10 protein-coding genes are annotated in these 23,530 nt (G+C 58.4%); 1 reads left to right on the forward strand and 9 read right to left on the reverse strand.

Annotated features, from left to right (window positions below; translation table 11 throughout):
* Positions 1-206: 206 nt before the first annotated feature.
* The 3 genes from QW868_RS18140 to QW868_RS18150 are packed head-to-tail and all read right to left on the reverse strand — an operon-like array spanning position 207 to position 6,215.
* Positions 207-953, reverse strand: a complete 747-nt coding sequence (locus tag QW868_RS18140; protein ID WP_316231112.1) for a PP2C family protein-serine/threonine phosphatase — start codon at positions 951-953, stop codon at positions 207-209.
* Between the two features lie 4 nt (positions 954-957).
* Positions 958-2,415, reverse strand: a complete 1,458-nt coding sequence (locus tag QW868_RS18145; protein ID WP_316231113.1) for a hypothetical protein — start codon at positions 2,413-2,415, stop codon at positions 958-960.
* On the reverse strand, positions 2,412-6,215 hold the full coding sequence (locus QW868_RS18150) for an AAA domain-containing protein (protein WP_316231114.1): 3,804 nt from the start codon (positions 6,213-6,215) through the stop codon (positions 2,412-2,414). The genes QW868_RS18145 and QW868_RS18150 overlap by 4 nt, the downstream gene beginning before the upstream one ends.
* Before the next feature lie 658 nt (positions 6,216-6,873).
* On the opposite strand from QW868_RS18150, the gene QW868_RS18155 reads away from it, so the two are divergent.
* Positions 6,874-8,277 carry a tyrosine-type recombinase/integrase gene (locus QW868_RS18155; RefSeq protein ID WP_316231115.1) on the forward strand — a complete coding sequence of 468 codons (1,404 nt, stop codon included), beginning with the start codon at positions 6,874-6,876 and terminating at the stop codon, positions 8,275-8,277.
* Positions 8,278-9,997: 1,720 nt separating this feature from the next.
* On the opposite strand, the gene QW868_RS18160 is transcribed toward QW868_RS18155, so the two are convergent.
* From QW868_RS18160 to QW868_RS18185, 6 genes are all read right to left on the reverse strand, one after another.
* Positions 9,998-12,703 (reverse strand): caspase family protein, encoded by a 2,706-nt coding sequence (locus QW868_RS18160; protein WP_316231116.1) that lies wholly within the window; start codon positions 12,701-12,703, stop codon positions 9,998-10,000.
* Positions 12,700-13,935 carry a hypothetical protein gene (locus QW868_RS18165; protein WP_316231117.1) on the reverse strand — a complete coding sequence of 412 codons (1,236 nt, stop codon included), beginning with the start codon at positions 13,933-13,935 and terminating at the stop codon, positions 12,700-12,702. The genes QW868_RS18160 and QW868_RS18165 overlap by 4 nt, the downstream gene beginning before the upstream one ends.
* 1,510 nt (positions 13,936-15,445) lie before the next feature.
* The gene (locus tag QW868_RS18170; protein WP_316231118.1) at positions 15,446-16,114 is read right to left on the reverse strand and encodes a hypothetical protein; all 669 of its coding nucleotides are present in this window, start codon (positions 16,112-16,114) and stop codon (positions 15,446-15,448) included.
* Positions 16,115-16,152: 38 nt separating this feature from the next.
* Entirely contained in the window at positions 16,153-17,868 is a 1,716-nt protein-coding gene (locus QW868_RS18175) for a hypothetical protein (protein WP_316231119.1), read from the reverse strand.
* 22 nt (positions 17,869-17,890) lie between these two features.
* Positions 17,891-20,740: a WD40/YVTN/BNR-like repeat-containing protein gene (locus QW868_RS18180; RefSeq protein WP_316231120.1), complete on the reverse strand. Its 2,850-nt coding sequence runs from the start codon at positions 20,738-20,740 to the stop codon at positions 17,891-17,893.
* 72 nt (positions 20,741-20,812) lie between these two features.
* Positions 20,813-23,524 carry a WD40/YVTN/BNR-like repeat-containing protein gene (locus QW868_RS18185; protein WP_316231121.1) on the reverse strand — a complete coding sequence of 904 codons (2,712 nt, stop codon included), beginning with the start codon at positions 23,522-23,524 and terminating at the stop codon, positions 20,813-20,815.
* Between the last annotated feature and the right edge of the window lie 6 nt (positions 23,525-23,530).

Raw genomic sequence — 23,530 nt, forward strand, 5'->3', positions numbered from 1 at the left:
GCCTCGTGCTCCTTCAAAATCCCGATGATCTGCTCTTCCGTAAAGCGGCTGCGCTTCATGCTCTGGTCCTCGTTGGGGCCAGAACGAACTTCAAGCTGGATTAAGCCCGAGGGGCAAGGTCAAAACCGTTGCGAGCTGCTCAGTCATTCGATCTAAAATTACCTGAGTAACGCCGCATCCTTGCGGAGGGCATAGCAGTCGACATGTTATGCTGTTAGACGTGCCACAATGATCGAGATGTTATCTCGACCTCCAGCGTCAAGGGCTAACCTCAGCAATCTCCGAACACACCGTTCCAATTTTGGCTCTTCTTCAATCGTGGAACTGACGACCTTCTCCTCGACCATGTCGGTTAGACCGTCGCTGCAGATTAACAGAGCCTCCTCCAAATCCAGAGTTGATGTCGTTCCGACATGCGGGCGTATTGCGACTCTTGCCGCTCTACCGCCAAGCGACTGGGTAATCTGATGCGACAGTCGCTTCGTTTTTAGTCCCGTACCTAGCGGCACGTCGTCATGGCTCAACCTGATTAAGCCACCTCGCGAATGGCGATAGACCCGGCTATCTCCGACATTGAAGTGGACGATATCTTTCTTTCCAACGGCTATTCCCGCAATTGTCGTACCCATCCCCCGAGACGAGGGAGCGCAGTCCATAGCGCTGTAAATGGCATCGTTAGCAAAGTGAATCGCATTCTCCCACTCCCACAGCTCAGTACCGCTTGGTGAGATCTGAAGTATTGCCGAAAGCGCAGTCCTACTAGCCAAAGCCCCGTCGCGGTGTCCACCCATCCCGTCTGCGACGATCAAAAGACTTTTATGGTCAGGCAGCGTAAACCGCTCCGGGCCGTACTCTCTCTCCGAAATCAGCTCCTCTCCAATTAAAATTGCATCCTCGTTGATCTTTCTGACAAGACCAACGTTCGTCAAAGCAGCGACTTCAAGCGATGGCATGCCTCTATTCGCTCTGTTCCTCTCGTCCCACAGCACCATCGAGCCTTCTGGTGAAATCAAGCACCAGTTCCGGCTGCTGCAGAACGTAGCCGACCACATGCGTGAAAGACCGCACCTTTCCAAGATTGCCCAACATCGGCCGATTGCTGATTAACGCAAATTTATCATCACAGACGAGGTGATGGAATTGGCTTCCCCGCCCCCCGGTCGTAATTTGAAGATTGGCGTATCGCTTGTTCAAACGCTCGAGCTCGATTACCGGAGATTCTGGCTTGGGAGGCTCTCGCAACGTGAATCTGACGCGTACACCACGGCTCAATAGCTTTTCGAGCCGTTTCATAAACGAAGAATCCACCACGGACCGATCGACGACTCGGCTTGACGCAAAGAGCTGACTTTCGCATCTCTCGAATGCGGCTTCGAGGAATTCGGCTATTTCAAACGGCGCAACTGGACGCGCAGCAAAACCCACAAGCTCCGCCTCTGCGTCCGCCAGTGTTTGTGCGGCGAGTGCGACGGCTTCGCGATCGGCCGTGTCCCCCGACGGATCAACTGCGGCCTTCCGCTCGGCTTTGGTCAGCGCAGCCTGGTGCTTAATCCGAGCAAGCGATACAGCCAGTCGCTTCTCCTCCAGCGACTCCTGCTCAGCGACTTTCTTCAAAATATCGGGCCCTAGATAGCGCCTGAGATCACTGAGCGCAGCCGACTCATCAATGGCCTTGAGAAAACCCATTTTCTTGGGTCCGCCGCGCTCCGCGAAGGCATGTTCGAGAGCTTCGTTTCTGGCTTCGTCCACGATGAACGCGATTTGTATCTCAGACGACCTGTACTTCTTATAAACCAGTGCCACGCCCAGCCTGTAAAGCCTCACACGACGTACAATCCTCTTTAGCCGTAGTAGGTCGCGCCCCAGGACATCTCGCCCTCCCGCTTGTTGAGCCAGCACCTGGAGGACGTCCGGCAACGCAACCTGCTCGATCTCTGGCCCCTCCGCAGGATACGGTCGGATCTCTATCACTTTCTTCGCATCAATGTTCGCCGGCACCAGCAACTGTTCGGGCGGCAGTTTGACCGGCTTTAGAAGCAAGCGATCGTACAGGAATACGAGCATTTCGTCCTGCGGCGCCGACTCCATCGCCTTGTCGAGCACTTCGCGACCGCGCGAGGTTAAACCGACGGACCCTTCTTCGTCGCTTGTGATGTATCGCTCGGTCCGTAGCTGATTGAGGGTCGCCGCCGCTATTGTCGCGTCGATACCGAGAAAGCCTCCAACTTCCTGCGCGCTCGCAAGGCCGAGTGCCACGCATCGCATGACAAACTCCTTTATCGGAGGAATCCCGTGATGGACGATCGTGATAGCGTCTACCGTTAGTCGGTAGAGTGGGAGCGCGACTTCCGCGTAGTCGATCAGATCATAGCCGTGCCGACGCTCGAACCGCCTTGCGACGTCACTCGCGTTCATCGCACCATCCTTCTTTCGCAACTGTCGGCATTGGCATCGATGAAATCGAGCACTTTCCGGAACGGGTTCTCGCCTTCCGCCTCCCGGCAAAACTCGTCGTCGCCGACAATCACCAATGCGCTCTTGCCCCTAGATAGGGCGACGTTAAGTCTTGGCCTCTCGCGCAGAAATCCGAGGCGCCCTTCACGATTGGACCGAACCACGCTGTAGATGCACACTTCCGCCTCACTGCCCTGGAAGGCGTCGACCGTGCTGCAAATAATCTTCAGACCCGACCACTCGTGGATGCGGTCGCGGATGGCGTCCTGCAGGGCCTTCACCTGGGCGACATAGCCCGCTATCACCGCAATGTCGTAGGTGGCCTTCCTTCTGTTAGCTAAAAAGTCGATCTGTTGAAGCAGGTCCCTGATAATCCTGCACTCCGCCTCATTCTGGAAGCTTTGGCCTCGACGCACCTCGCGAAAGTCGGGAGCTTCCGTCGTCGAAAGCCACGTAACCGGTTTAGGAAGAGCGCCCGGAAACGTAACATCGGGCTTCGCTTTAGGACTGTTCAGCTTTCCTCCATAAAACACTTCGCTGATTAGATTTCCTATGGGCCGCACCATCCTATGTTGGCTTGTTAGCAACGCGACGGAATGCTCCGGAAGGCTCGACAAGAATCGATCCAGAAGCGTCTGCCTCACTTCCGCTTCGTCGAATTCCTCCAGCCGTGTTATGGAGTCGTTTTCGAAGAACGGTGGGAGCTGTGCGGGATCGCCTACCAGTATCCATTTGCGGCCGCGAGCCATCGGAACCAGGATCTCCGTTGCTGTCGCCTTCGACGCCTCGTCTACGATACAAAGATCGTAGGCCACTTCTGCCATCCCGCGAACGCTCGCCATTCCGATACACGTTCCGGCAACGACCTGGGCTGAGGCAAGCATCGCCGCATGGAAATCCGATGACCTTCCGACCCGGAGCAACCAATTTTCCTGCAGCTCGAGCAGCTCCCTGAAGTGCTTCGCCTCCTCGGTGTCGCCCAGCAGCATCAACGACCAGTCCCGCAATTCCTTCGCTTCAGACCGCGTCGAAAGTTCAGCTCCGTAGCCGCCGGACTGACTCAGACGAGTCCTGACTTCCTCGATATCGGACCGGACACGTGCGAGCGCATTGCGGAACGCTCCAGCTGCTTCCTGAGCCTCCACAGCGGCGGCGTCAGTGCCGGCGGAGGCCGAAGTACCCGTTTCCATCAGGGTCTTCTCTGCCAGAGCGTCTACCGATTTGACACGGTCGTCAGCCCTCAAAAGCGACTCCCTTATGCTGGACTCCTGCTGGAGGAGAAGCAACAATCGCTCGACCAGCATGCCTACTTCGATGTTAGACCGATCGATGCCCTTCGACTTCGCCAACTCGGCGATGAACGCGCGAGCTCGCTCTCGCACAGTTTCAGACCAAACCTGGGCCTTGCGATCGAGGATCAGGTCACGACAGGATGGACTGACTTTAAGGTCATCAAGCCTTCCGATCCTGACGATATCGATTGTAGGCTGCCGCCCTCGGACTCGATCGATTACATTGTCCAGCGCTACGTGGGTTTGCGACGAAAGAAGGACGCGATGCTGCGGATTCCGGAGCAGATACTGGACAACAATCTCTTCGATCAGCCTCGTTTTCCCGGTGCCCGGTGGGCCCTGAATCGCCAAGATGTCCTGCAACCCTAGGGCCCTGGACAGGATCTCCTGCTTTTCCAGATCGAACGACCCCGAGGTGATGGCCGGGACGGTCAAGGCGACTGCTGGTCGTGCTGTCAAGGGCTCGACCAGCAAAGACTTCAGCCTTGAGCTCGCTGCTCGATCGTAGTTGATGGAATCAAGCGCCCTACGCTGCCGTTCGATAGCCTTTTCCGCTGCGATCGTGTTGAGTTCGAGGCGTCCCTGTCGAGGTATCAAACTCGAGTCGCCGAAGGTGGCTACGACTACAACTTCTTGAAGGTTGACATCAACGATGTCGCAAAAGACATGTGCTCCGGAGGTGGTTTTGATAACGCGCGATTGACCTATTAACTCAAGGCTTACGGGCAGTTCGGTCGACAGGGTAACGGCGTTATCCGTGCGCTTCGCATCTATATAGACGATCGCGTTTTCGCGACTCTCCTCGTAATCCGCCTTGTTTCTAAGGAAGGAATACCACAGCCGGAACACCCGCTCGCGCCGCTGGGCAATCGCCTGCTCTCTCCTCTCCTGCTCGAAAGCCTCTATCTCGAAAACGAACTCCCGTACCTCCTCTACTGCTTGCGCGACGTCTGGAGGATCTCTGAAGGAGAACTTGACGGGAGCTCGAAAACATAGTTCCCGTTCGCGCTCAACGTTAGCTGCTCCTCCTTGCCGTGCTCTTCGTATGGACCACCGCTCGCTGTTCTTGGAAGACCTGCGCGCCTCGAACGTCCAGGTCACAGCGGTAATACGAAGCAATTCGTCAGTGTTCTCTTTCGCGGGGATATGCTGCAACCCGACTTCCACTTCATGCAATTCGTCCAGGACGAACTTCTCTGCATCCCTTGGATCGCTCCGATCGATCTGCCGCAAAACGCGCTGCATACACTCCGCTTCGAGCCGGATATAGCAGGTGAATGCTGACCGCGATTTTGCAGCCGAGGCGGCTGCGACCGCGTCGAGATCCGCCAGCAGAGCACTTGCGAGCGGCGGCCGTTCGGAAGGAATGTGCGAGAGCGCCTGCTGCAAAAACGATGAAGGAACCGCACTATGGTCCAGACCCGCGAACAGCTCTGACAGCTCACCATAGTCCGCCGGCATCTTCCCAGACAGACAATACACCGCTACAGCGGCCCAGGAGAAGCAATCTCGAGAACAGCTCCATTCTCCTCCGTCATCTTCGGGAGGAGTGAAGGGAGCCGAGCGGAACTGCGCAAAAGTCAGTCCGAGGGAGGGTCGCTCGAACTGCTTTGCGATGCCATAGTCTGAGAGCTTGGGAACGTCTTTGTCATCGATGAGGATGTTCTGCGGCTTTATGTCACGATGGTTCCATCCTCGACTCTGCGCATAGACCAACGCATCCAAGATGGGACGGCCTATGCACGAGTAGAACTCCCGCCATTCTAGTGACCCACGTCGCGCAATGAAATCAACGAGATTGATCGGCACCCATTCTAGAACCATATAGAAGCCAACGTCGTCGGCTCCGGCGTCCAGCAACTCCACGATATTCGGATGCTGGCAGAGTTCGTTGAGGGCGGCGTATTCTCGATTGAAGCTGTCCTTGAAGCGAAGGTCGGTCTCGCCTCCTGCCTTCATTCTCTTGATTGCGCAAAACCTACTAGTTTGCAGGTCGACAGCCTTGCTGACGGTCGACATGCCCCCGTGCCTCACAGGGTCGCTGGTGAGAGCGTAGCGGCAATCAATGATGCGCGGCGCGCCCGGCTGATTAGAGCTAGAACTCAACTGCTTATGGCTCCGGAACTCGCCTAAAGCGAAAACTACCTTGGATTGAGATTCATTATCTTTCGCTCTTTTTTGTTTGCTCTGCAAGTCGCAGGAATCCGTTTTCTGCGTCCTGGAGAGATCCAGGCCAGCGCTGGCTCTCAGTGCTGCAGCCGCGAGCGAGACATCAATTGTTTCACCGCCAGCCCGACTATCAGTTGCTCTAGCATGATGGAATATGAGCAGCAGACCAGCCTGAAATTTACGGCTCAAAATTGCGGTGGCGTTGCACTTACAGCTGGCGTTGAGCCCCCCTCCCAAACTGCCCGTCGTGCCAGTTTGCCGCATTCCGTCGGGCAAATCCGGCCTTGTGTCGTCGGGCAAATCAGATCGATGCTCTTCGCCGTCTCTTGCTCACTGAAGGGGCGTTTCGCGATCGTCACGGACCGTGGAGCGGGAGATGCGGTGGCCGCCTGGGGTCGCAGTGCGCGTTTCGCGTGCGGACGAACGAACCCGAGGCGGACGGTCAAGCCGTGTGGTCCCGACACCCCGACGCTGGTGTCTTGGTCGGCGACATCCCGATGACGGGGGCAAGCAAGCCCGGTCCCCTGGGAGAGCACGGAGCAGCCGTTCAACCCATCGCGCAGGGAAGGCCGGTTGTTCGGCCAATCCTGTGGTGACTGCCGCCTGCTTTTCTTTCTGCAGGCGGGCCATGGGTGCGGCCTGCACCCGGCCTTTCCTGCGCCCTTCTTCTAGAAGGGCGTCCCGAAGAGCAAAGCTTGGACGCGACAGCGCGCCGCGAGGCTGCGGAGCCGCGCTTACAGGTCAGACATGAAGGGTTGAGCGCCGGAAATGGCGCTCCCTAGGGGAATCGAACCCCTGTTTCAGCCTTGAGAGTCGAGCCTTTTCGCTCTCCGCCAGTTCGCATCCATTCGCCACAATTCAATATTATCAGATACTTAGACTAAAGCAGTTCGCGGTCGGTCGCCTCCGTACGCCCCCGCTTATTCGACGAATATTCGACGCTTTCGAGATGGTGATCATGGCCAAAACACTCGCAGAGGGACAGATCACGACGGCCAAGGCGCGCTCCAGGCTCGACCTTGGCGTGCATTGGCGCCGTCTCGATGCCGAGGCGCACCTAGGCTATCGCAAGGGCAAGCGGAGCGGAAGATGGCTTGTCCGCTGGCGCAATCACCATGATGGGGCCAACTACAGGCAGGCGCCGCTCGGCATCGCCAACGACGTCAACGACAAACCAGCCGAAGGAACGCTGACCTTTGAACAAGCGGTGATACAAGCGCGGGAACACGTTACCCGGTCCAGAGCAGAAGCGGCGGCGCTAGCTGCCGGACCGCCTCCCACGGTACAAACGGCCATTGAGATATATGTCAGGGAGCGCAATGCTCGTGACAGCCGGAGGGTTGGCCGCGAGATTCGATCCGATGCCGGTCACCGTTTGCGGCGCTATCTTCTTGGTCAGAAGCGGCGCGGTCGTCAGGAAGCTATCAAGGCTGCCCCCCTTGTCGCCGTCCGCCTGTACGCGCTGACCGAAAATCACCTTTTGACTTGGCGCGAGAGCCTTCCCGCAAAATTGAAGCCCACGACCCGGCAGCGGCTCGCAGCGGACCTGAAGGCCGCCCTAAATGCTGCATGGCTCCGTATGTCCTCGGAACAAAAGAAGCTGAACCCGACATTCCCCTCGATCGTGAAAGACGGACTCAGGGCCGAGCGCATCGACGATGACGATGAGATATCTGTCGCCCGAGACAACCAGATCCTCACGGATGCACAGATTGGTACACTCATTCGAGCCGCACGCGAGATCGACAAGGAGCAAGGCTTTGAAGGAGACCTGTTTCGCATTGTCGTCTGCCTTGCGGCCACAGGCGCGCGATTTGCGCAACTCAAACGAATGCGCGTGAGTGATGCGCAACCAAAAGAGCAACGCTTGATGGTGCGTGGGTCCTACAAGGGGCGCGGCGGCAATGGCGGCTCCGTCCCGGTCCCGGTGGGCGAAGACGTGATCGAGGTTCTGCTGCCGGCAATTTCAGGTCGCCCGAAAGAAGCGCCACTGTTCGAGCGATGGAGATACGAGCAGGCTGGTAGCTTCGGATGGAAGAAGTCAGAGCGCGGTCCGTGGAGGACAGCAGAACTCACTCGGCCGTGGCAAGCCATCCGTGAGCGCGCAGAGCTTCCGAAAGTCATTCCTTATGCGTTGCGGCATTCCAGCATCGTGCGCGCCCTACGGAATTTGCTCCCCATCCAGCACGTTGCCAAACTGCACAACACATCGGTGCAGATGATCGAACGGCACTACGCGAAATATATCACAACGGCGTTAGAGGATCTCGCCCGGGCGGCAGTCGTACCGCTTGTTCCGCGCCGCAGCGAGCATGTCGCCGACGGCGAAAAACCACAAGAAGCTCCCGTCACCTATCGATGATGCTCCTCGATGAGCACGGCTCTGCCGGGGTCCGCTATTGTGACGCTTCAGGCTCCAAGCCCATTTGCGGCCGTTTTCGCGTTGATACGAGAATCCGAGCTGCGGGCTACTTGAGTGGCTTTTGCGGGGCGACAATGTTATCCGCGGTCGGCAGGTGTCGCATTGATGCCAACCAGAGACAGTAGAGAGTGCACAATGACAAGCCGGCGACGACCAATAGTCGTCGTTGTAACTCGACCATCCCCCATGAGTTCATAGATCTTGGTTCGCCCAAGACCAGTCACTTCACACGCTTCTGCCACGGTGCAGGTCAGCCGCTGCGCAAATGGGATACGATCCATGTGGTTGCGCTTCGGCTCATCTGGAGCCACATCAGGCTCAGTTTGGGTAGCGTGTTCAACTCGCCGGCCACGCCGCATCAAGGTTGTGCCTCCTCCACAAGCGAGGAGCTAACGTGAGGCCACCCACACTCCACGTCAACAGACGCAAACGAGTAGAGTGTCTTGGCGTACATCAGGAAGCAGCGGAGGAGGTGCGGCTCGTAAAAAGGCAGGCCAACATTCTTTGGATTATGTGTGTTCCTTCTGGTCAGCAATCGTCTCATTTGAAGCGGGCCTTCTCGCGGTTACGGGTCAGATCGGCCGTATTGGCACCAGGCGCGCGCACTCCTACAGCAATGTCAAAGAGTATGACTATAGCCTTTGGCTCCCGCCAATAAGTGGTACAGCGTTCTGCCCTTGAAGCGCGGATCGCTCCTTGAGTGATATGGTGCTCGTACGTCAGCCCAGCGCTCCATCTCCGAAATGGAAGTGCTACACCGTGGACAAATTCGGTCGCGTCATTCGCGACGGATTTGCGCCGCTGGACTGCTCCTCGAGCGCCCCCCGGCTTACGCAGCCCGCCGGCGCGATTGCTCGCCGACGCAGGCGCATATGAGATCGTTGCCGGGCTCGGTCACACGACATTTGCGAAGGCTGAAAGGTACACACGCGGAGCTATTCGGCGACGGTAAGCACGCGCTAATGAAGCCCAACGATCATAGTTGGCGACGCAACAAATCAAGCAGGCAATAGACGGACACATGACAAAACAGTCCTAAGTGTCTTTTTCAGTGGCCGTGCTGTGGCTACCTGCCTCAAACCGCGCGAGCCAATCGGAAACGTTGCCGTCGCTCAGTGCATCAAGCCAAGCGATCCAATCAACTTCGTGGGTTCCGGAGATCCGATATAGACCGCCTCGCGCGCTACTAGTCACGGGCGTTCCGAACTATTGCCTTGACAAGGAAGACCGCCACGGCCGAAGTTTGAAGCCGGGTTAGAGTTCGTTTGGGCTGATACGCCACTTGTGCGACGACCTTCGACGCATCACCTCGCCTTTGGTATTTCCCCATCAGCGAACCGTTCGGGCCGTCGACACGGCTTGCCCGGTAGAGGTTCCACATCTTGTCCTTTGTCGGCGAGAGCCGGTACAGCCGTCCGTTCATGTGGCAGCGCCAGTCGGGCGGTTTCGCTAGCTGCGTCCGCTTGCAATCGGCACCGGACAGGAGTCGCTTCTCCCGGTCGACCCGGTCCTTTTCGCGCCATTGCTCCTATTGTTGTCATTGCTCGGTCCGGAGGCGCTCTTTCGCGTCGACATGGTCGCGCAAGAGCCGAATTCCTTCCGAGGCGAGTAGTGCGTTCCGCGATGAGCAGATCAATCACACGATCGGAGACATGGACGGTTATGCAGGCTCGGCCTCACCCGACTCGTCCTTTTCTGGCTTGGTCTCTCTTTCGGTGTCGTCTTCTTCGACGAGATGTTCGAGGAGGAGCTTCTGTTCTTGCAGAATGTCTGGGTCGTAGGCCGCTGCTTTGTCAGTCTCGATCATGCCTTGTAGCTTCTGCCATTCAGCCAGACGCTTTTCCATTCTGCCATCGAGGTCAGGTTGCATGACGACGTCGGTGTATAGCGGCCCAGCGAGAACTTCGCCTACGGCTGGAAGTACTCTTACTGGGCGGCCGAAAGCTTGGAAGTTCAGCGGATTCAAAGGGAAATCCAGTCGCGCCGATTGCCGCACATGCAACACTGTGAGGGAGGACGACGGATCAATTCCGTCCACCCACCGAGGAAGGGGCAGTTCGGTCCGCCTCGCCAGATCCGTCAAGAGCGATACGCCCCATCGGAACACCGGAGCCTTCGGAAAGAGCTCGACGATCTCGAGCATGATCGCGTGCTGGCGTTCGCTTCCCACGAGTCTGCCTTCCGCGACGTCGACCGCCAACCTGAGCAAGCCAATGTCACGGAAACGCACGGCCTGCTCGTCGATCATCTCCATGATCATCCGGACAGCCGGCAGATTTCGGCGATCGAATTCGGCATAGGCGGAGGCAATTGCAAACAAGACGAAATCCAGAGCTGTCCCGTCCGGAATCTTTCCGCCCAAGGCCTTGAGAAGGCCGGCCGAATCTCGAGTGGAGAACCGGCCTACCGTGATTAATTCGTCCCACTCCCTCAGCGTGGTCTCTGAGTAGAGCTCGACGCGAAGTCCGCCTTTCGTTGCGATGGCGACCACCGGCACGCCAGTCGCCGGGACCGTCCAGAACGCCAAGGTGTCCTTACTCCGGACAGCGATAGGCATGGTCTCCAAGTCGATGAAGTCATCCGTTTTTATGAGGGCTGGACCATCCAAATCGTGGCGCCTATACCGGTTACGCAACGGCTCGAGACCGATCCTTTGCGGTAACCCAACGACGACCGCTTTTTCTCCGACCCGAAAACGCTCGGTCCATTTGCCCCACGGAAGATCTATTGTTATCCGATATTGTCCGGGCTCGAGCCATTCGACGGGATGGTTTTCCGTATCCCGAAGCGACATCGTCCGCTTGGGCATCTCATCCGAGTAACTGTCGATCGTGACGCACTCGTTGTTTTCGAGGAAGCCGCCGAGCAAGGCGGCGGTTGACTTGTCGAAATCGAAATGAACGTTCGGTTGAACGTCCCTCGGTTGTCCTACGGGAGAGAGGACGATGTGTCCGCCTTTGCCGGGATCGGCGCGCCTGAGCGTCTTCAACCAATCTATCGCTAGGCGGCTGGCGTTCAGGATCGACACGCTATCGTTCTGGGAAAATGTGATCGACAGTCCGTTCGCATCCTTCCTGAACGTCGCATTGGGCGGGAGGATCGCTCCTCCGATCTTGCCATCCGGCGCCAATTGCCGAGCGATCTCCGTCGACATGAGACCACCTCCCGGGCGGGGATCGACGACAATGTTGATTTCGTCCGTGCCATCGTTGCTCCTCGGTAAGGTCGGAGGCGGTTGCCGCAGCTCGAAGATAACTTCCGCGTCCGCACTTCCGAGCCTTTGAACGAGAGGGATATTAACCACTCGCCAAACACTCTCGGGCGCCAGACGACACGCAGCATTGATCTGATCCTGTAGAGGAAGCTTCAGGATCGCCGGTATCTTCAGGGGGACGCCTTTCGAAGGCATCCGAAATGGCGCCACGATAATCTGCGACCGCAACGAAACTGATCGCACGTCTCTGACGGCGCCCGGTGGGTCGACATCAAGATTGACGGTGGAAGTCGCTATTGGCGGCAGCGCCATGACGGCCGAATAGCCGTCCACGAGTGCTCGGCCGAGGGGCTGACAGAACGGCGTCTGAAATCTGTCGCCGGTGTTGGCGACGTCCATTATCTTTCCCGAGATGATGTTTTTGAACAATTCGTTTAAATCGACGATGCGTGTTCCGGTCGACCAATCGTAAACGATCGCATCCTGCTCTGGATCGTCGTTATGCAGGCCGGCCCAAAGTTTCGGATCGAGCTCCTCCAACGCGTATCGAACGAGCACGCCCCGGCCATCGCCGGCCCAAGCCCTCTCTCCAGCAGAACAAGCGTAGCATGCGGTGAACGCGACCGCAGGATCCGGTCTGTAGGTGCCAATCACCGCCGTTGGCCCTGATCCCTTGACATCCCCGATCTGTCGCACGCTGGCGGTCGCGTCCTGGCAGGCATCGTAGAAAAGGAATTGGTCGCGATAGCGCCAACTCCGGAGCCATCCGATGTATTCATCGATCTTAAGATTGTAGGACGGGTCATTCCCGACCATGAAGTCTTGGCAGAGAAAGAGAGGTCCTTCGCCTAGAACGTGCTTTCCGTGCCCCGACATGAAGAGAAAAAGCTTATCACCGGCCCCTTTTTCCGACAGCTTCGTGAACGATAGCCTGATTGCCTTCGCGTCCGCCGGAAGGACGATGAGCCCGCCCGGAAATTGATGTGGGTCCATGGGCGAAACGTGAGCGATGATCCTCTCCGGAGGAACACCGATGTCGAGCAGCCATTTCGCGGCCGCGACGGCATCGTTGACGCAGCCCGGCAGTTCCGGAAAATCTGTCCGGTCGTACCTGTCTATTCCGATGATCAATGCGTCAGCATTCAGTTTCACGGGGCAGGCCAGCTTTCAGCGATCTTGGAGTAAAAGGCGGGTTGGCGAAAATAGGCACTGTGCGCTTCCGGGAACGAGACATTGGATTCGATTTCGAAATCCTCGATCCCTGCGGCCACGCCCGGAAATGCACGACTCGCGCAAAACGAAAGAAAGTCGTTCCTGTCGAAGAAGTTTAGCCAAGGTCGGTAGGGCGCGCCGGCTGGAAGAGCCTCCTTCAAACGCATTGTGCCCAAGGCATCGAATTTGAACAATACGGGGGCTTGGGATCCGACGGTGATTAGTTTCGTCACCGGCAGCGGACCCGCTTGCCGACTGCGAGTCAGCAAGTCGACCATCATGATGCCGCCGAGGCTGTGACCGAGAACCACGACGCGCTTTTTCTGCTCGTGCAGCGCGACGATCTTGTTCTCGATTTCAGCTAGGATATCGTCGCCACGACGTTCGTATAGTAGGATGTCGCCGACGCCCGGTGACACGCCGTTCATAAGCCCCGTCCTTCGGTCGCGTCCGTAGTGAGTTGCGACGCCCTCGGCGAGGGCCTTCATCCCGGACCAAAGCCACGTCCCGAGACCTTTCGTCTTCGGAAATAGATCGACAATTGACTGAACGAGCCGATCGCGATCGTCGGCGACGTAGAGTGCACTTGGTCCCGTGCCGATCTCATTCCTATATCCGATCAAAGCCTTTGCGACGATCACGCGCGCGACGGCATTTACGAGGTCTGTGTCCAGCGGATCGCCGGCCGCCGAAGCGGCGGAGCCGAGCAATGGCTGCTTGATCAACCATAAAGCAGGTTCCCGGATGTCCTGTGCCTTCACCTCGCCGGGAAGCGGATCAGAAACCCTCCTTGCGACTGTCGACACCATGTCGATCATCGCCATGTCAGGCGCTTGCACGCCAGGAAGTGCGGCATTTTGTACGCCCTGTGCTGGCGGGCGCATCGATGCCATGCGCAATTCTAAAAGAGGATCGCGAAGCAACTCCGCCCAAAGTGCCGCTCGAACGCCGATTTCTTCCGGACCGATCTCATCCGCTTTCGTAAGTGCGATAGGAAGGACTTGCTCGATCGCCCGATCGTCGACGTTGACGCCTAGGTGCGGACCCCAGCATACGCCCTCGATCTCGATCTGCAGCTTGCCTTCTAACCCCCGCCGCAGGAGAGCCATCGTCTGATCAAAGCCATCCTTTCGAACGCCGGTGCCATGTATGAACAGCAACGTATCCGCCACGAATCCCTCCGTTTGGTGCATAAAGATAAGCGTCGGCGCCTGTCGCCCGTTGGGTAAAATCGATGTTCGATCAAGTCGAATCGTCCGCTGGAGCCGTTGTCGGAAAATATTGAGCCAATTTGAACCAAGGCGCAGTCGACGGCTGCATTTCGACCGGAGTGATGAAATCCGAGAAGCGGCCCGAACACTGTGCAATCATGGGGCCGGGCCCGGCGCTGCTTCTCCGGTCGTCTACACCGAGAGGCAACTTGCACCAGGGACGCAAATTCCGATTGCGTAGGCAAGAGCGATCCAAGCGAAGAACAAAACAGGTGTCATAATTAGCGTTCTATTTTGCATAGCAATCATCCAAATAAACTACCAAAAGAAGAACATAATCCAATCCTCTCAAACAATCGAGCCCCCATCCGTCATCCGCGAAGTTGATGGGTCTGTCATGATCTGTCTAATCTCGTGAAGAAGATAGACGTCGAATATCCCCGAACGGGCCAGTTCGGCCGCCTCCAGACCCAAATCTCATCAATGAAAATCATGATGCATTTAGGCATCCGGTTTTGGCAGATACCGGTCGAGCGATAAAAATTTATGAGAAATTTCAAATATGTACGCGTTCGCAGTTTCATTCTGAACGGCGCACCTTTCCCTCACCCATTGTTCCGGGCTCGTTCGAGGACCGAAGGCCGAAGTATCTGTTCCGCATAGCAGCAGATGCACTTGCTGCTATCCCATGGCCCCTCCTACTCCACAAAGCTCGGCGGGACGAGAATTTTCTGTGCGGCGATCAACGTCAATGCGGACGCCTGAGGGCTCCCGCGCACACTGGAGCTTAGCGACGGCTGTTCGAGCGTATTTGGATATCAACTGCGGCATGGAATTTTCCCGATTAAGGAGGACTGACGGGCGTTGCAGCAAGTTTTTCAGAGACCCCCGTCAGCTTGGAAGGCTTCAATTTCTGGGTCCAAATGGACGCGCCGAAAAAGCGGACTCAGAACCCACGACACCTGGTGTGAGAGGCCTGAACAAAGGCCTACAATCGAGTTCACCGGAGCCGCATCCACGCTTCGTACGTTGAAGGGCGCTTCCCCGACCGCGGAAAACGTCGCACGGGGCCGGCTTTGTTGTCCGTCGTCATCCCGCGAAGCCGTTGGCAAAAATCGATTTTTTGTTTCGTGCAAACAAGCCAAACGCAGTCAGTTCGTCGACTGACATCAAAATACCGCGAACCGGAGTCAGTTGGATGACCGACAAGAAGAAATAACGATTCCAAATGTCCTCGAAGGGAGAGCAGACCTACGTTCGATGAGAAGGCGAGGTCGAACCACGTGAAAATTGCTTCAGCTGGGAGCGTCTCTAGCATCACGTACAGACGTCGGTCAGGCAACGCCGTCCCTACATTGCTGATGGAGCCGACCATCCGCACGCTGCCGGTCTCCGGCAGCTCCACCCTTATCAATTGCTTCAGGCGATCGAGAATGCTAACCGTATGCCGCCGACCAGCACGATTGATTGCTCACATTCCACAGAGAAGCTTTCTGGCGAAGTCCGGCTGCCGGTCGATAGATGGACGACCGATCCAAAGGGAAGTAATTAGCCTCGCCAGCAGGGATCCGACGATTTTGCCGACCATCCCTTTGGTATTTTCGAGAAGAAGAACGTCATTCCCACCGACATTCCGTTCAATCACAATGGTCAGAGAATCTCCAGGTACTACGCTATTTTCACCCACCAGACTCAGGAACTGAGCTATTGCGGGGTCCTTGGTATCGATGCCATTGGCTCTAAAGGCATCACTAAATTCTCTCTGCGGCCCTTCGTTAAGGTAGCTCACGAAATCCAATCGAATCGCAACGACGTTTTGAGAGTCGAACGCGTTCAATGCGTTGTCGGCGTTCGGCGTACTATCTGTGCAGACCCGAATCGCATCGTAGGCGGCAATATTCTGTACGAACATCTGCATTACATACGTCGAGGACTTGGTTAAAAACTGATTCTTGCGAACAGCCGAACTCTTCCCGATCAAGACGAACGATCGGCCGAAAATCCTGGCTGTTGCCGAGTCGTAGATCGGCACTGTCTCGGTCGTGCTGCTGCTCCGCCCTAGGATTAGAATCTCTTCGCCCTTTGCCCAAAGGGGGACGGCAAACACCGCAAAGATGAAAATTATGAAAATTTTTCTCATATGACGCTTCTTACTACTGGTCGCCGCTCATACCAATCCTATTTCTCCGTCCCCTTGTAAGCACCGAGCAGCTTGCCTCCCAACAGCGTGCCATGACTGACAGCCAGCAAGGACAGGAACGTCGACCCGGTAGGCGGCATATTCGCGAAGACCTGCGTTACGTCATGGACCGCGCCGGACACGGCCAATCCGCCGATCCGATCGCCAGCTTCCAGGATCAGATTCACATAGATGGTGGCCAACACTCCCGTAATGGCGATGGCTTGCACGCGCGTAGAATCGACAACACCATCGTCTTCCTCGGTCTCCCCGAGAACGAGATCAGAAAGTTGTGCGTCTTTCGGGGCGGGGTTCGTATTCACGCGGGTTTGACGCGCCGGCATGACCAGCGTGCCCGCCCCCGGAGCGGTGGGTGTGCCCGGCTGCATCAGCAAACTGGACACGATCGTCGTTCCACCTGAAATTCCGATAAGCGCCCACAGCGCGGCGTTCATGTGCGGAATAAATTCGAGGAGCGCGGACAATTGATCGGACCAACCGGTCAGCTTCTGATCGGATTGGCCTGCTTCTGTCGCGTAGGCGACTTTCGCGTGGATCCAGTTCAGATTATCGCCCCAGAAGCCGACATTGTAGATCGCGTAGCTGCCTAACCCTCCGACGAGAATGACAAGCCACAACGCGAATTGGATTCGCGTAAGGCTCATTCTGTTACGCTTGTCGATGAATAGTCCGAGCGGGCGTCCGACGACGCCAAGACCCGCGGAGATCGCAAGCAATACGACCGACGCCATCATCAACAACATCGGAATTCGCAACGAGAATGACTGGCCGGCGTTCGACACGGTCAGGCCGGCAAGCCAGGTCTGCAGTTTTGACCACCAGTCGCCCTTGCTGGAAGAAAGCGCGCTCTTGCTGGCGTTCTGCCAGGCCTTCATGCAATCCCCGGGACCATCGGCGGTAGGCAGCCACTGGCGCGGCGCACCGAACACCGTCGTTGGACTGGTTAGATCAATCGACGTCGGACACGTGTTGGCGTCCGACAGAGCCGTTGCGAAATTGGCGTAGGCTGCCTGGCTAAGACTTCCTACGCTGAGGCACCAGATACAGGCCATCGCGAAGACGATCACGGTTGCGATAGCGAGCCGGAACGCCGTCTTGGCTGCCTTTGGATCCACTGGCTTGCGCTTCGTCTCTCTGGGAACGTAAACTCCCGTTCCGGGTGGCAGACCAGTTCCGGTCACGAGCGAAACAAAGCGCGGCGCGTCTTCGTTTGCAGCAACCGGCCGCGAAAATGCCGCCACGTCGTTTCCACCCGCCTTGAACCGGCCGATCAATGTCAGGCTGTCGGCCGGAGCGTCAGCCCACGGTGCCGGAGGTTTTCGCTCCTGCGCGCTCAACGTCTTCCCGTCCGCGCTTGGCCAAACAATCACGCGAAGGTTTTTCAACGCCTCAGGCGTCGTGCCCTCGGCAGCCGCGGCGCAATCTGCAACGTCATCGGCCAAAAAATCATCGTCGTACGACGGAAGCGGTTCGAACCTGGAAAAAGTTTTTTCCGCTTGAGTCGCGATTGCGGCGATGTAGCGGCGAAGCGCTGACAGCGGTGCGTGGTCTCCACCCTGCGGAATGCGAAGATTCTTCGTTTCGGTCCAGACAATCTGCGTATTGCTGACGACACCCATGCTGCCCCCCTTCAATTCACCAACTGGATCACATTTTCGCGTCGAGCGGTCTCCTGCCTCGTCTTCGGCCGCCATGTCCGGCGGTCGTCTCGGTCGATCACAAACGACCGACGCCCCCTTCGAGATAGTTCATCTGCCAGGTCGTTCCGCCATCGCCGGTGGCGAAGATCATCCCGGTCTGTCCGACCGCCAGCGCGTGTTGCCCGTCCCCGGTAACGTTGAGCCCCAACAAGGATGCACTCGCGAGGCGCCGCGCTTGCCAGTTCGCGCCTCCGTCCTGTGTTGCCAGAACGACGCCGCCCTCGCCGACCGCCCAACCGTGCTGGCCGTCGGCCGCAAAGCCGACGCCGGTGAGGTTGACCTGGGTAGGTCTCGGCTTCAGGAGATTCCAATGCGCGCCACCGTCGCTCGTCGCCACGATTGCACCGCCCTCGCCTACGGCCCAACCGTGCTGGTTATCGATGAATGTCACTGCCGCAAGCTTAACCGCGACGGTGCTGGTCTGCGACTGCCAGTTCATCCCGCCATCGGTGGTCACAGCGATCGCGCCGCTCGCGCCCACCGCCCAGCCTTGCTGCCCATCCACAAAACTGACGCCGTAGAGTGCATTTGCTGTTGCTGACGTCGTTGGCCGGGTCCAACTCGCTCCTCCGTTGGTCGTCACAAAGATTGAGCCGCCGTCCCCGACCGCCCAGCCATGCTGGCCGTCCAGCGCAAGCGCAACGGCGTGGAGATCGATGTTGGAGGGGATGCCGCTCGACCGTGGCCGCCACGTCGTACCGCCATCACGAGTCGCGATGATCGTGCCGCCGGCCCCAACCGCAAGGCCGCGCCGTCCGTCGGGCGTAAAGCTGACCCCGAACAGATAGGCCTTCGTGCCGCTCGCCTGCGCCTGCCAGCTGACACCGCCGTCACCCGTCGCCATGATGGTGCCGTTCTCGCCGAGCGCCCAGCCGTGTCCACTGGGCAACGCAAGCTGCACCGCATTCAGCGATGCTTTCGTCACCGTCTGGTACGTCCAGCTCGTGCCCCCATCCGACGTTTCGACGATCGTGCCGTCGTTGTACATTACAGATCCATGAACCCTGCCAACATCGAAGTTGACGGCGATCACGGGGGCGTTCCGCAGGCCGCTTGTCAGCCGTTGCCAGGTTCGTCCGGCATCTTCGGTCACAATGACCGCCCCACCGTCTGCGCCCATCCACCCGTGTTGACCGTCCCCCTCCATGATGGCGGTCGTATATCCCGCGAAACGCGAGCCATTTGCAGAATTCCACGTTCCTCCGCCGTCGCCGGTCCAATAAATCGCGCCGCTTGGCGATCCCGCGAAACCGCGCTGACCGTCCGGCGAAATCGCGGTCACTGCAAGGTCGCCGCGATGCGGCGGGCCGGGAAGAGAGATCGGAAAGGGAAAGGGTAAGTCGGCCGGATTAGGTACGACGGTCCAGTTCGTGCCGCCATTCACCGTCCTGGTAATAGCCCCTCCTTGTCCCACAGCCCAACCGTGCTGGGCGTCGGCCCCGAACGCTACGCTGCTCAATTCCGTCTGCGTTGTAAGGCCGCTTGGTTGTGCCTGCCAGTTGAGTCCACCATTCTGGCTTGTCGCAATTCTTCCGAAGCCACCCACAATCCAACCATGCTTGCCATCAGCGGCAAACAGGATACTGCGCTGGAAAACCACATCGCTCTCGGCAACCCAAATCCAGGATTTCCCCCCGTCGGTGGTGATCGCACTCCGCCCGAATCCCGCGGCCCACGCATGTTGCCCATCGGGCAGGAAGAATAGGCTTGGTTGGTACGCCAACTCGAAAGTGAACGCCCGTGCCTGCCAGCTCGAACCTGCATCCCCGGTGGCATACAGCGAGCCGTCGCTGCGCAAGGCCCAGCCATGTATCCGGTCGGCCAAAAAGCCGGCGTTCACGATTGGCGCCGATTCGTTTGCCCGTTGCATCCAAGACGAGCCGCCATTTTCCGCGTGCAGCACCGTACCGTGCTCTCCGATCGCGACGCCAACTCGAGAGTCTAGTGTAAAGCTTACGGCGTAAAGCGCAGCGGTCGAATTGCTCTGTTGCGGCGTCCAATGCTGACCTCCATCATGTGTCGCGACGATGACGCCGGCCTCCCCTACCGCCCAACCCATTTGGCCGTCGCGTGCGAAGGTGACGGCATAGAGGTGGGCCTTCGTACCGCTTTTCTGTTGCTGCCAGTTATTCCCGCGGTCGAATGTATAAAGAATCGTGCCCTCCGAACCGACTGCCCAGCCACGCTGGCCATCGACAGCAATGGTGATGTCGTAGAGCCAGGCTGATGTGCCGCTGGTTTGCGGGCGCCATTGTGCGCCGTCCTCGGTTGTCACGATCACGCCATCGGTTCCAACCGCCCAGACTTGTTTTCCGTCAGGCGCAACGGCGACTCTGGACAACGTCGCCGTCGTGCCACTGGTTTGGTCGTCCCAGTTCGTTCCATCGGAGGTCGCGCGGATGACCCCGTTCGCGCCGACGGTCCATCCATGGCGGCCGTCCGGCGCAAAACTGACGCCATAGAGCGAGACCGTCGTTCTGCTTGTCTGGGCCGTCCATGTCGCGCAGTCACTGGTTGAAACGATCGTTCCTTGCGCACCTACGGCCCAGCCGTGCTTTCCATCAGATAGGAAGAAGACACCCGCGAGATCGGCATCGGTGCCGCTGTTTTGGCTGGACAGATCGCGCGCGATGACCCCATTCGATCCGACCATTACGGTGTTGGAATCACCAAAGGAGGCCAGGCCGTTCCATCTGATCGCGGCTGTCGACAGCCGCTGTTGCGACCATGCCTCCGGTATGTGGATCAGTGACAGGAAGATGGCCGGGGCCAGGCAAGACACGCGCCAGACAACGCGAGCGGCAACTGCAGCGCGGCGCAACCTGGCCAACGGTAGTTCGTGCGTATGTCCGGTACGATCGTCCATAAATGCGTCCCCGCCCGTTTATCTCTCAGCCATTGCCATGTTGACGATGGCGGCCGCTGTCTTGACCCGCCCTTATTCGAGATAGTTCATCTGCCAGGTCGTTCCGCCATCGCCGGTGGCGAAGATCGTCCCGGTCTGTCCGACCGCCAGCGCGTGTTGCCCGTCCCCGGCAACGTTGAGCCCCAACAAGGATGCACTCGCGAGGCGCCGCGCTTGCCAGTTCGCGCCTCCGTCCTGTGTTGCCAGAACGACGCCGCCCTCGCCGACCGCCCAACCGTGCTGGCCGTCGGCCGCAAAGCCGACGCCGGTGAGGTTGACCTGGGTAGGTCTCGGCTTCAGGAGATTCCAATGCGCGCCACCGTCGCTCGTCGCCACGATTGCACCGCCCTCGCCTACGGCCCAACCGTGCTGGTTATCGATGAATGTCACTGCCGCAAGCTTAACCGCGACGGTGCTGGTCTGCGACTGCCAGTTCATCCCGCCATCGGTGGTCACAGCGATCGCGCCGCTCGCGCCCACCGCCCAGCCTTGCTGCCCATCCACAAAACTGACGCCGTAGAGTGCATTTGCTGTTGCTGACGTCGTTGGCCGGGTCCAACTCGCTCCTCCGTTGGTCGTCACAAAGATTGAGCCGCCGTCCCCGACCGCCCAGCCATGCTGGCCGTCCAGCGCAAGCGCAACGGCGTGGAGATCGATGTTGGAGGGGATGCCGCTCGACCGTGGCCGCCACGTCGTACCGCCATCACGAGTCGCGATGATCGTGCCGCCGGCCCCAACCGCAAGGCCGCGCCGTCCGTCGGGCGTAAAGCTGACCCCGAACAGATAGGCCTTCGTGCCGCTCGCCTGCGCCTGCCAGCTGACACCGCCGTCACCCGTCGCCATGATGGTGCCGTTCTCGCCGAGCGCCCAGCCGTGTCCACTGGGCAACGCAAGCTGCACCGCATTCAGCGATGCTTTCGTCACCGTCTGGTACGTCCAGGTCAACCCACCGTTCTGGGTCTCGACGATCATTCCATCTGCGAATACCGCCCAGCCCTTGCGGCCATCGGAAGCGAAATTGATTCCGATGATGTCCGATTGCCGCCCGAACTCCGCCTGGACTTGCCAGCTCTGCCCACCGTCCGTGGTTGCAGCAATCACACCCTCTTTGCCTGCCGCCCATCCACGCTGCCCGTCGGGTAACAAAAGAGAAACGTTGAAAAGCCGGAACGCATCAAAGCTAATTACGGGGCGATCCCAGCTTTGGCCGCCATCGTTCGTCCAAACCAACCAATCTTCCACCGCGATGCCATGTAAACCATCCGACCCCATCGATACATCGCGGACGACTGCCCAGGGGAATTTCGCTTTCGTCCATGTCCCTCCTCCGTTCGACGTCGTTAAAATCGCGCTAGGTGAAAAAGCCCATCCGCGCTGACCATCGGGTGAAAAGGCGAGAGCACCGATTGAATCCGAAACGCCACTCGATTGCGGCTGCCAATTTGATCCTCCATCGCGCGTGGCGAGGATACTGCCCCCAACGCCTGCAGCCCAAGCCAGCTGGCCGTCAGCAGTAGATACAACCCTGTTGAGCGATAGTTGCTGTCCAGAACCCTGGGTCCATTGCGTGCGCGAAGTCTTCCATCCATCAGTTGTGCCCGCAATATATCCTGCGCCGGCAATCCAGCCACGCTTTCCGTCGGCAGCAGAAGCGATGTTCGCGCCGCTAAGTCCCCGCAGCAGTTGCCAACTTGCCCCACCGTCGTTCGACCTGATCAGCATCCCGTCATTGCGCAAAGCGAACGCGTTCTGGTGATTGGCATCGAAACTTATGGCGTTGATGCTCTTGTCTTTTCCTTGAACATACGGGTTCCAGGAAGAACCGCGACTTGAGCTATAGATCACAGTGTCATGCTCGCCGACGGCAACCGCACTTACGCCATTGGACGACATGCCGAGAGCATAGAGTGCAGCAGTCGTGCCGCTGGGTACTTGTTTCCAGTGGATGCCGCCATCAACCGTCGCCAAAATCGTTCCGCTTTCGCCCACCGCCAAACCGAGTTGCCCGCCAGCCGCGAACCGAATGCCATAAAGAGCTGCCGTCGTCGGGCTGTTCTGCTGCTGCCAAACCGTGCCGCCGTCCAGCGTGAAACGGATGGTGCCTTCCGAACCTACGACCCACGCCCGCTTCCCGTCGGCCGCGACCGCGATGTCGTAGAGCCAGGCCGAGGTGCCGCTGGCCTGTGGCTGCCAGGTCGTTCCGTCTGTTGTCGTAGTGATAAACCCGTCGGTTCCCACCGCCCAGCCCTGCTTGCCGTCGGGCGTGAAGACGACCTTCGACAATAGTGACGTCTTGGTGCCGCTGTCCTGCGCGGACCAACTGGCACCGCCGTCGCTCGTGGCAAAGATCTTGCCGTTCTCGCCGACAGTCCAGCCACGCCGACCATCCGACGCGAAGGTGACGCCGTACAGTCCCACGGCCGCGGGTGGCTGCTGCGCCTGCCACGTTACCCCTCCGTCGGTCGTTACGAGCACTGTGCCGGCTGCGCCAACCGCCCAACCCCGTTTGCTGTCCGCCAAGAGAAAGACATCGCGAAGGTCTTCGCCTGTTGGAAGATTTCCTTGCAAACCCAGCCCCCGATCCGAGATGAGCCCACCCGATCCAACGGCAATCTGGCTTGAGCCCCCACTCCTGGTATCCAGATAGAAGACACTATTCCAGTTGCCGGTCAGCCCGTACAAACGCTGCTGCGCAAACACGTCCGAGACTGTAATCAACCCGAGCACTGCAACCAGTAACGGCAACAAGGC

This window comes from Bradyrhizobium sp. SZCCHNR1051, from assembly GCF_032489615.1.
GTDB lineage: Bacteria > Pseudomonadota > Alphaproteobacteria > Rhizobiales > Xanthobacteraceae > Bradyrhizobium.

Excerpts from the sequence above, each read along its gene's own strand:
- QW868_RS18140 (WP_316231112.1), bottom strand. The coding sequence starts at position 953 with ATGCCATCGCTTGAAGTCGCTGCTTTGACGAACGTTGGTCTTGTCAGA.
- QW868_RS18145 (WP_316231113.1), bottom strand. The coding sequence starts at position 2,415 with ATGAACGCGAGTGACGTCGCAAGGCGGTTCGAGCGTCGGCACGGCTAT.
- QW868_RS18180 (WP_316231120.1), bottom strand. The coding sequence starts at position 20,740 with ATGGACGATCGTACCGGACATACGCACGAACTACCGTTGGCCAGGTTG.
- QW868_RS18170 (WP_316231118.1), bottom strand. The coding sequence starts at position 16,114 with ATGAGAAAAATTTTCATAATTTTCATCTTTGCGGTGTTTGCCGTCCCC.
- QW868_RS18175 (WP_316231119.1), bottom strand. The coding sequence starts at position 17,868 with ATGGCGGCCGAAGACGAGGCAGGAGACCGCTCGACGCGAAAATGTGAT.
- QW868_RS18155 (WP_316231115.1), top strand. The coding sequence starts at position 6,874 with ATGGCCAAAACACTCGCAGAGGGACAGATCACGACGGCCAAGGCGCGC.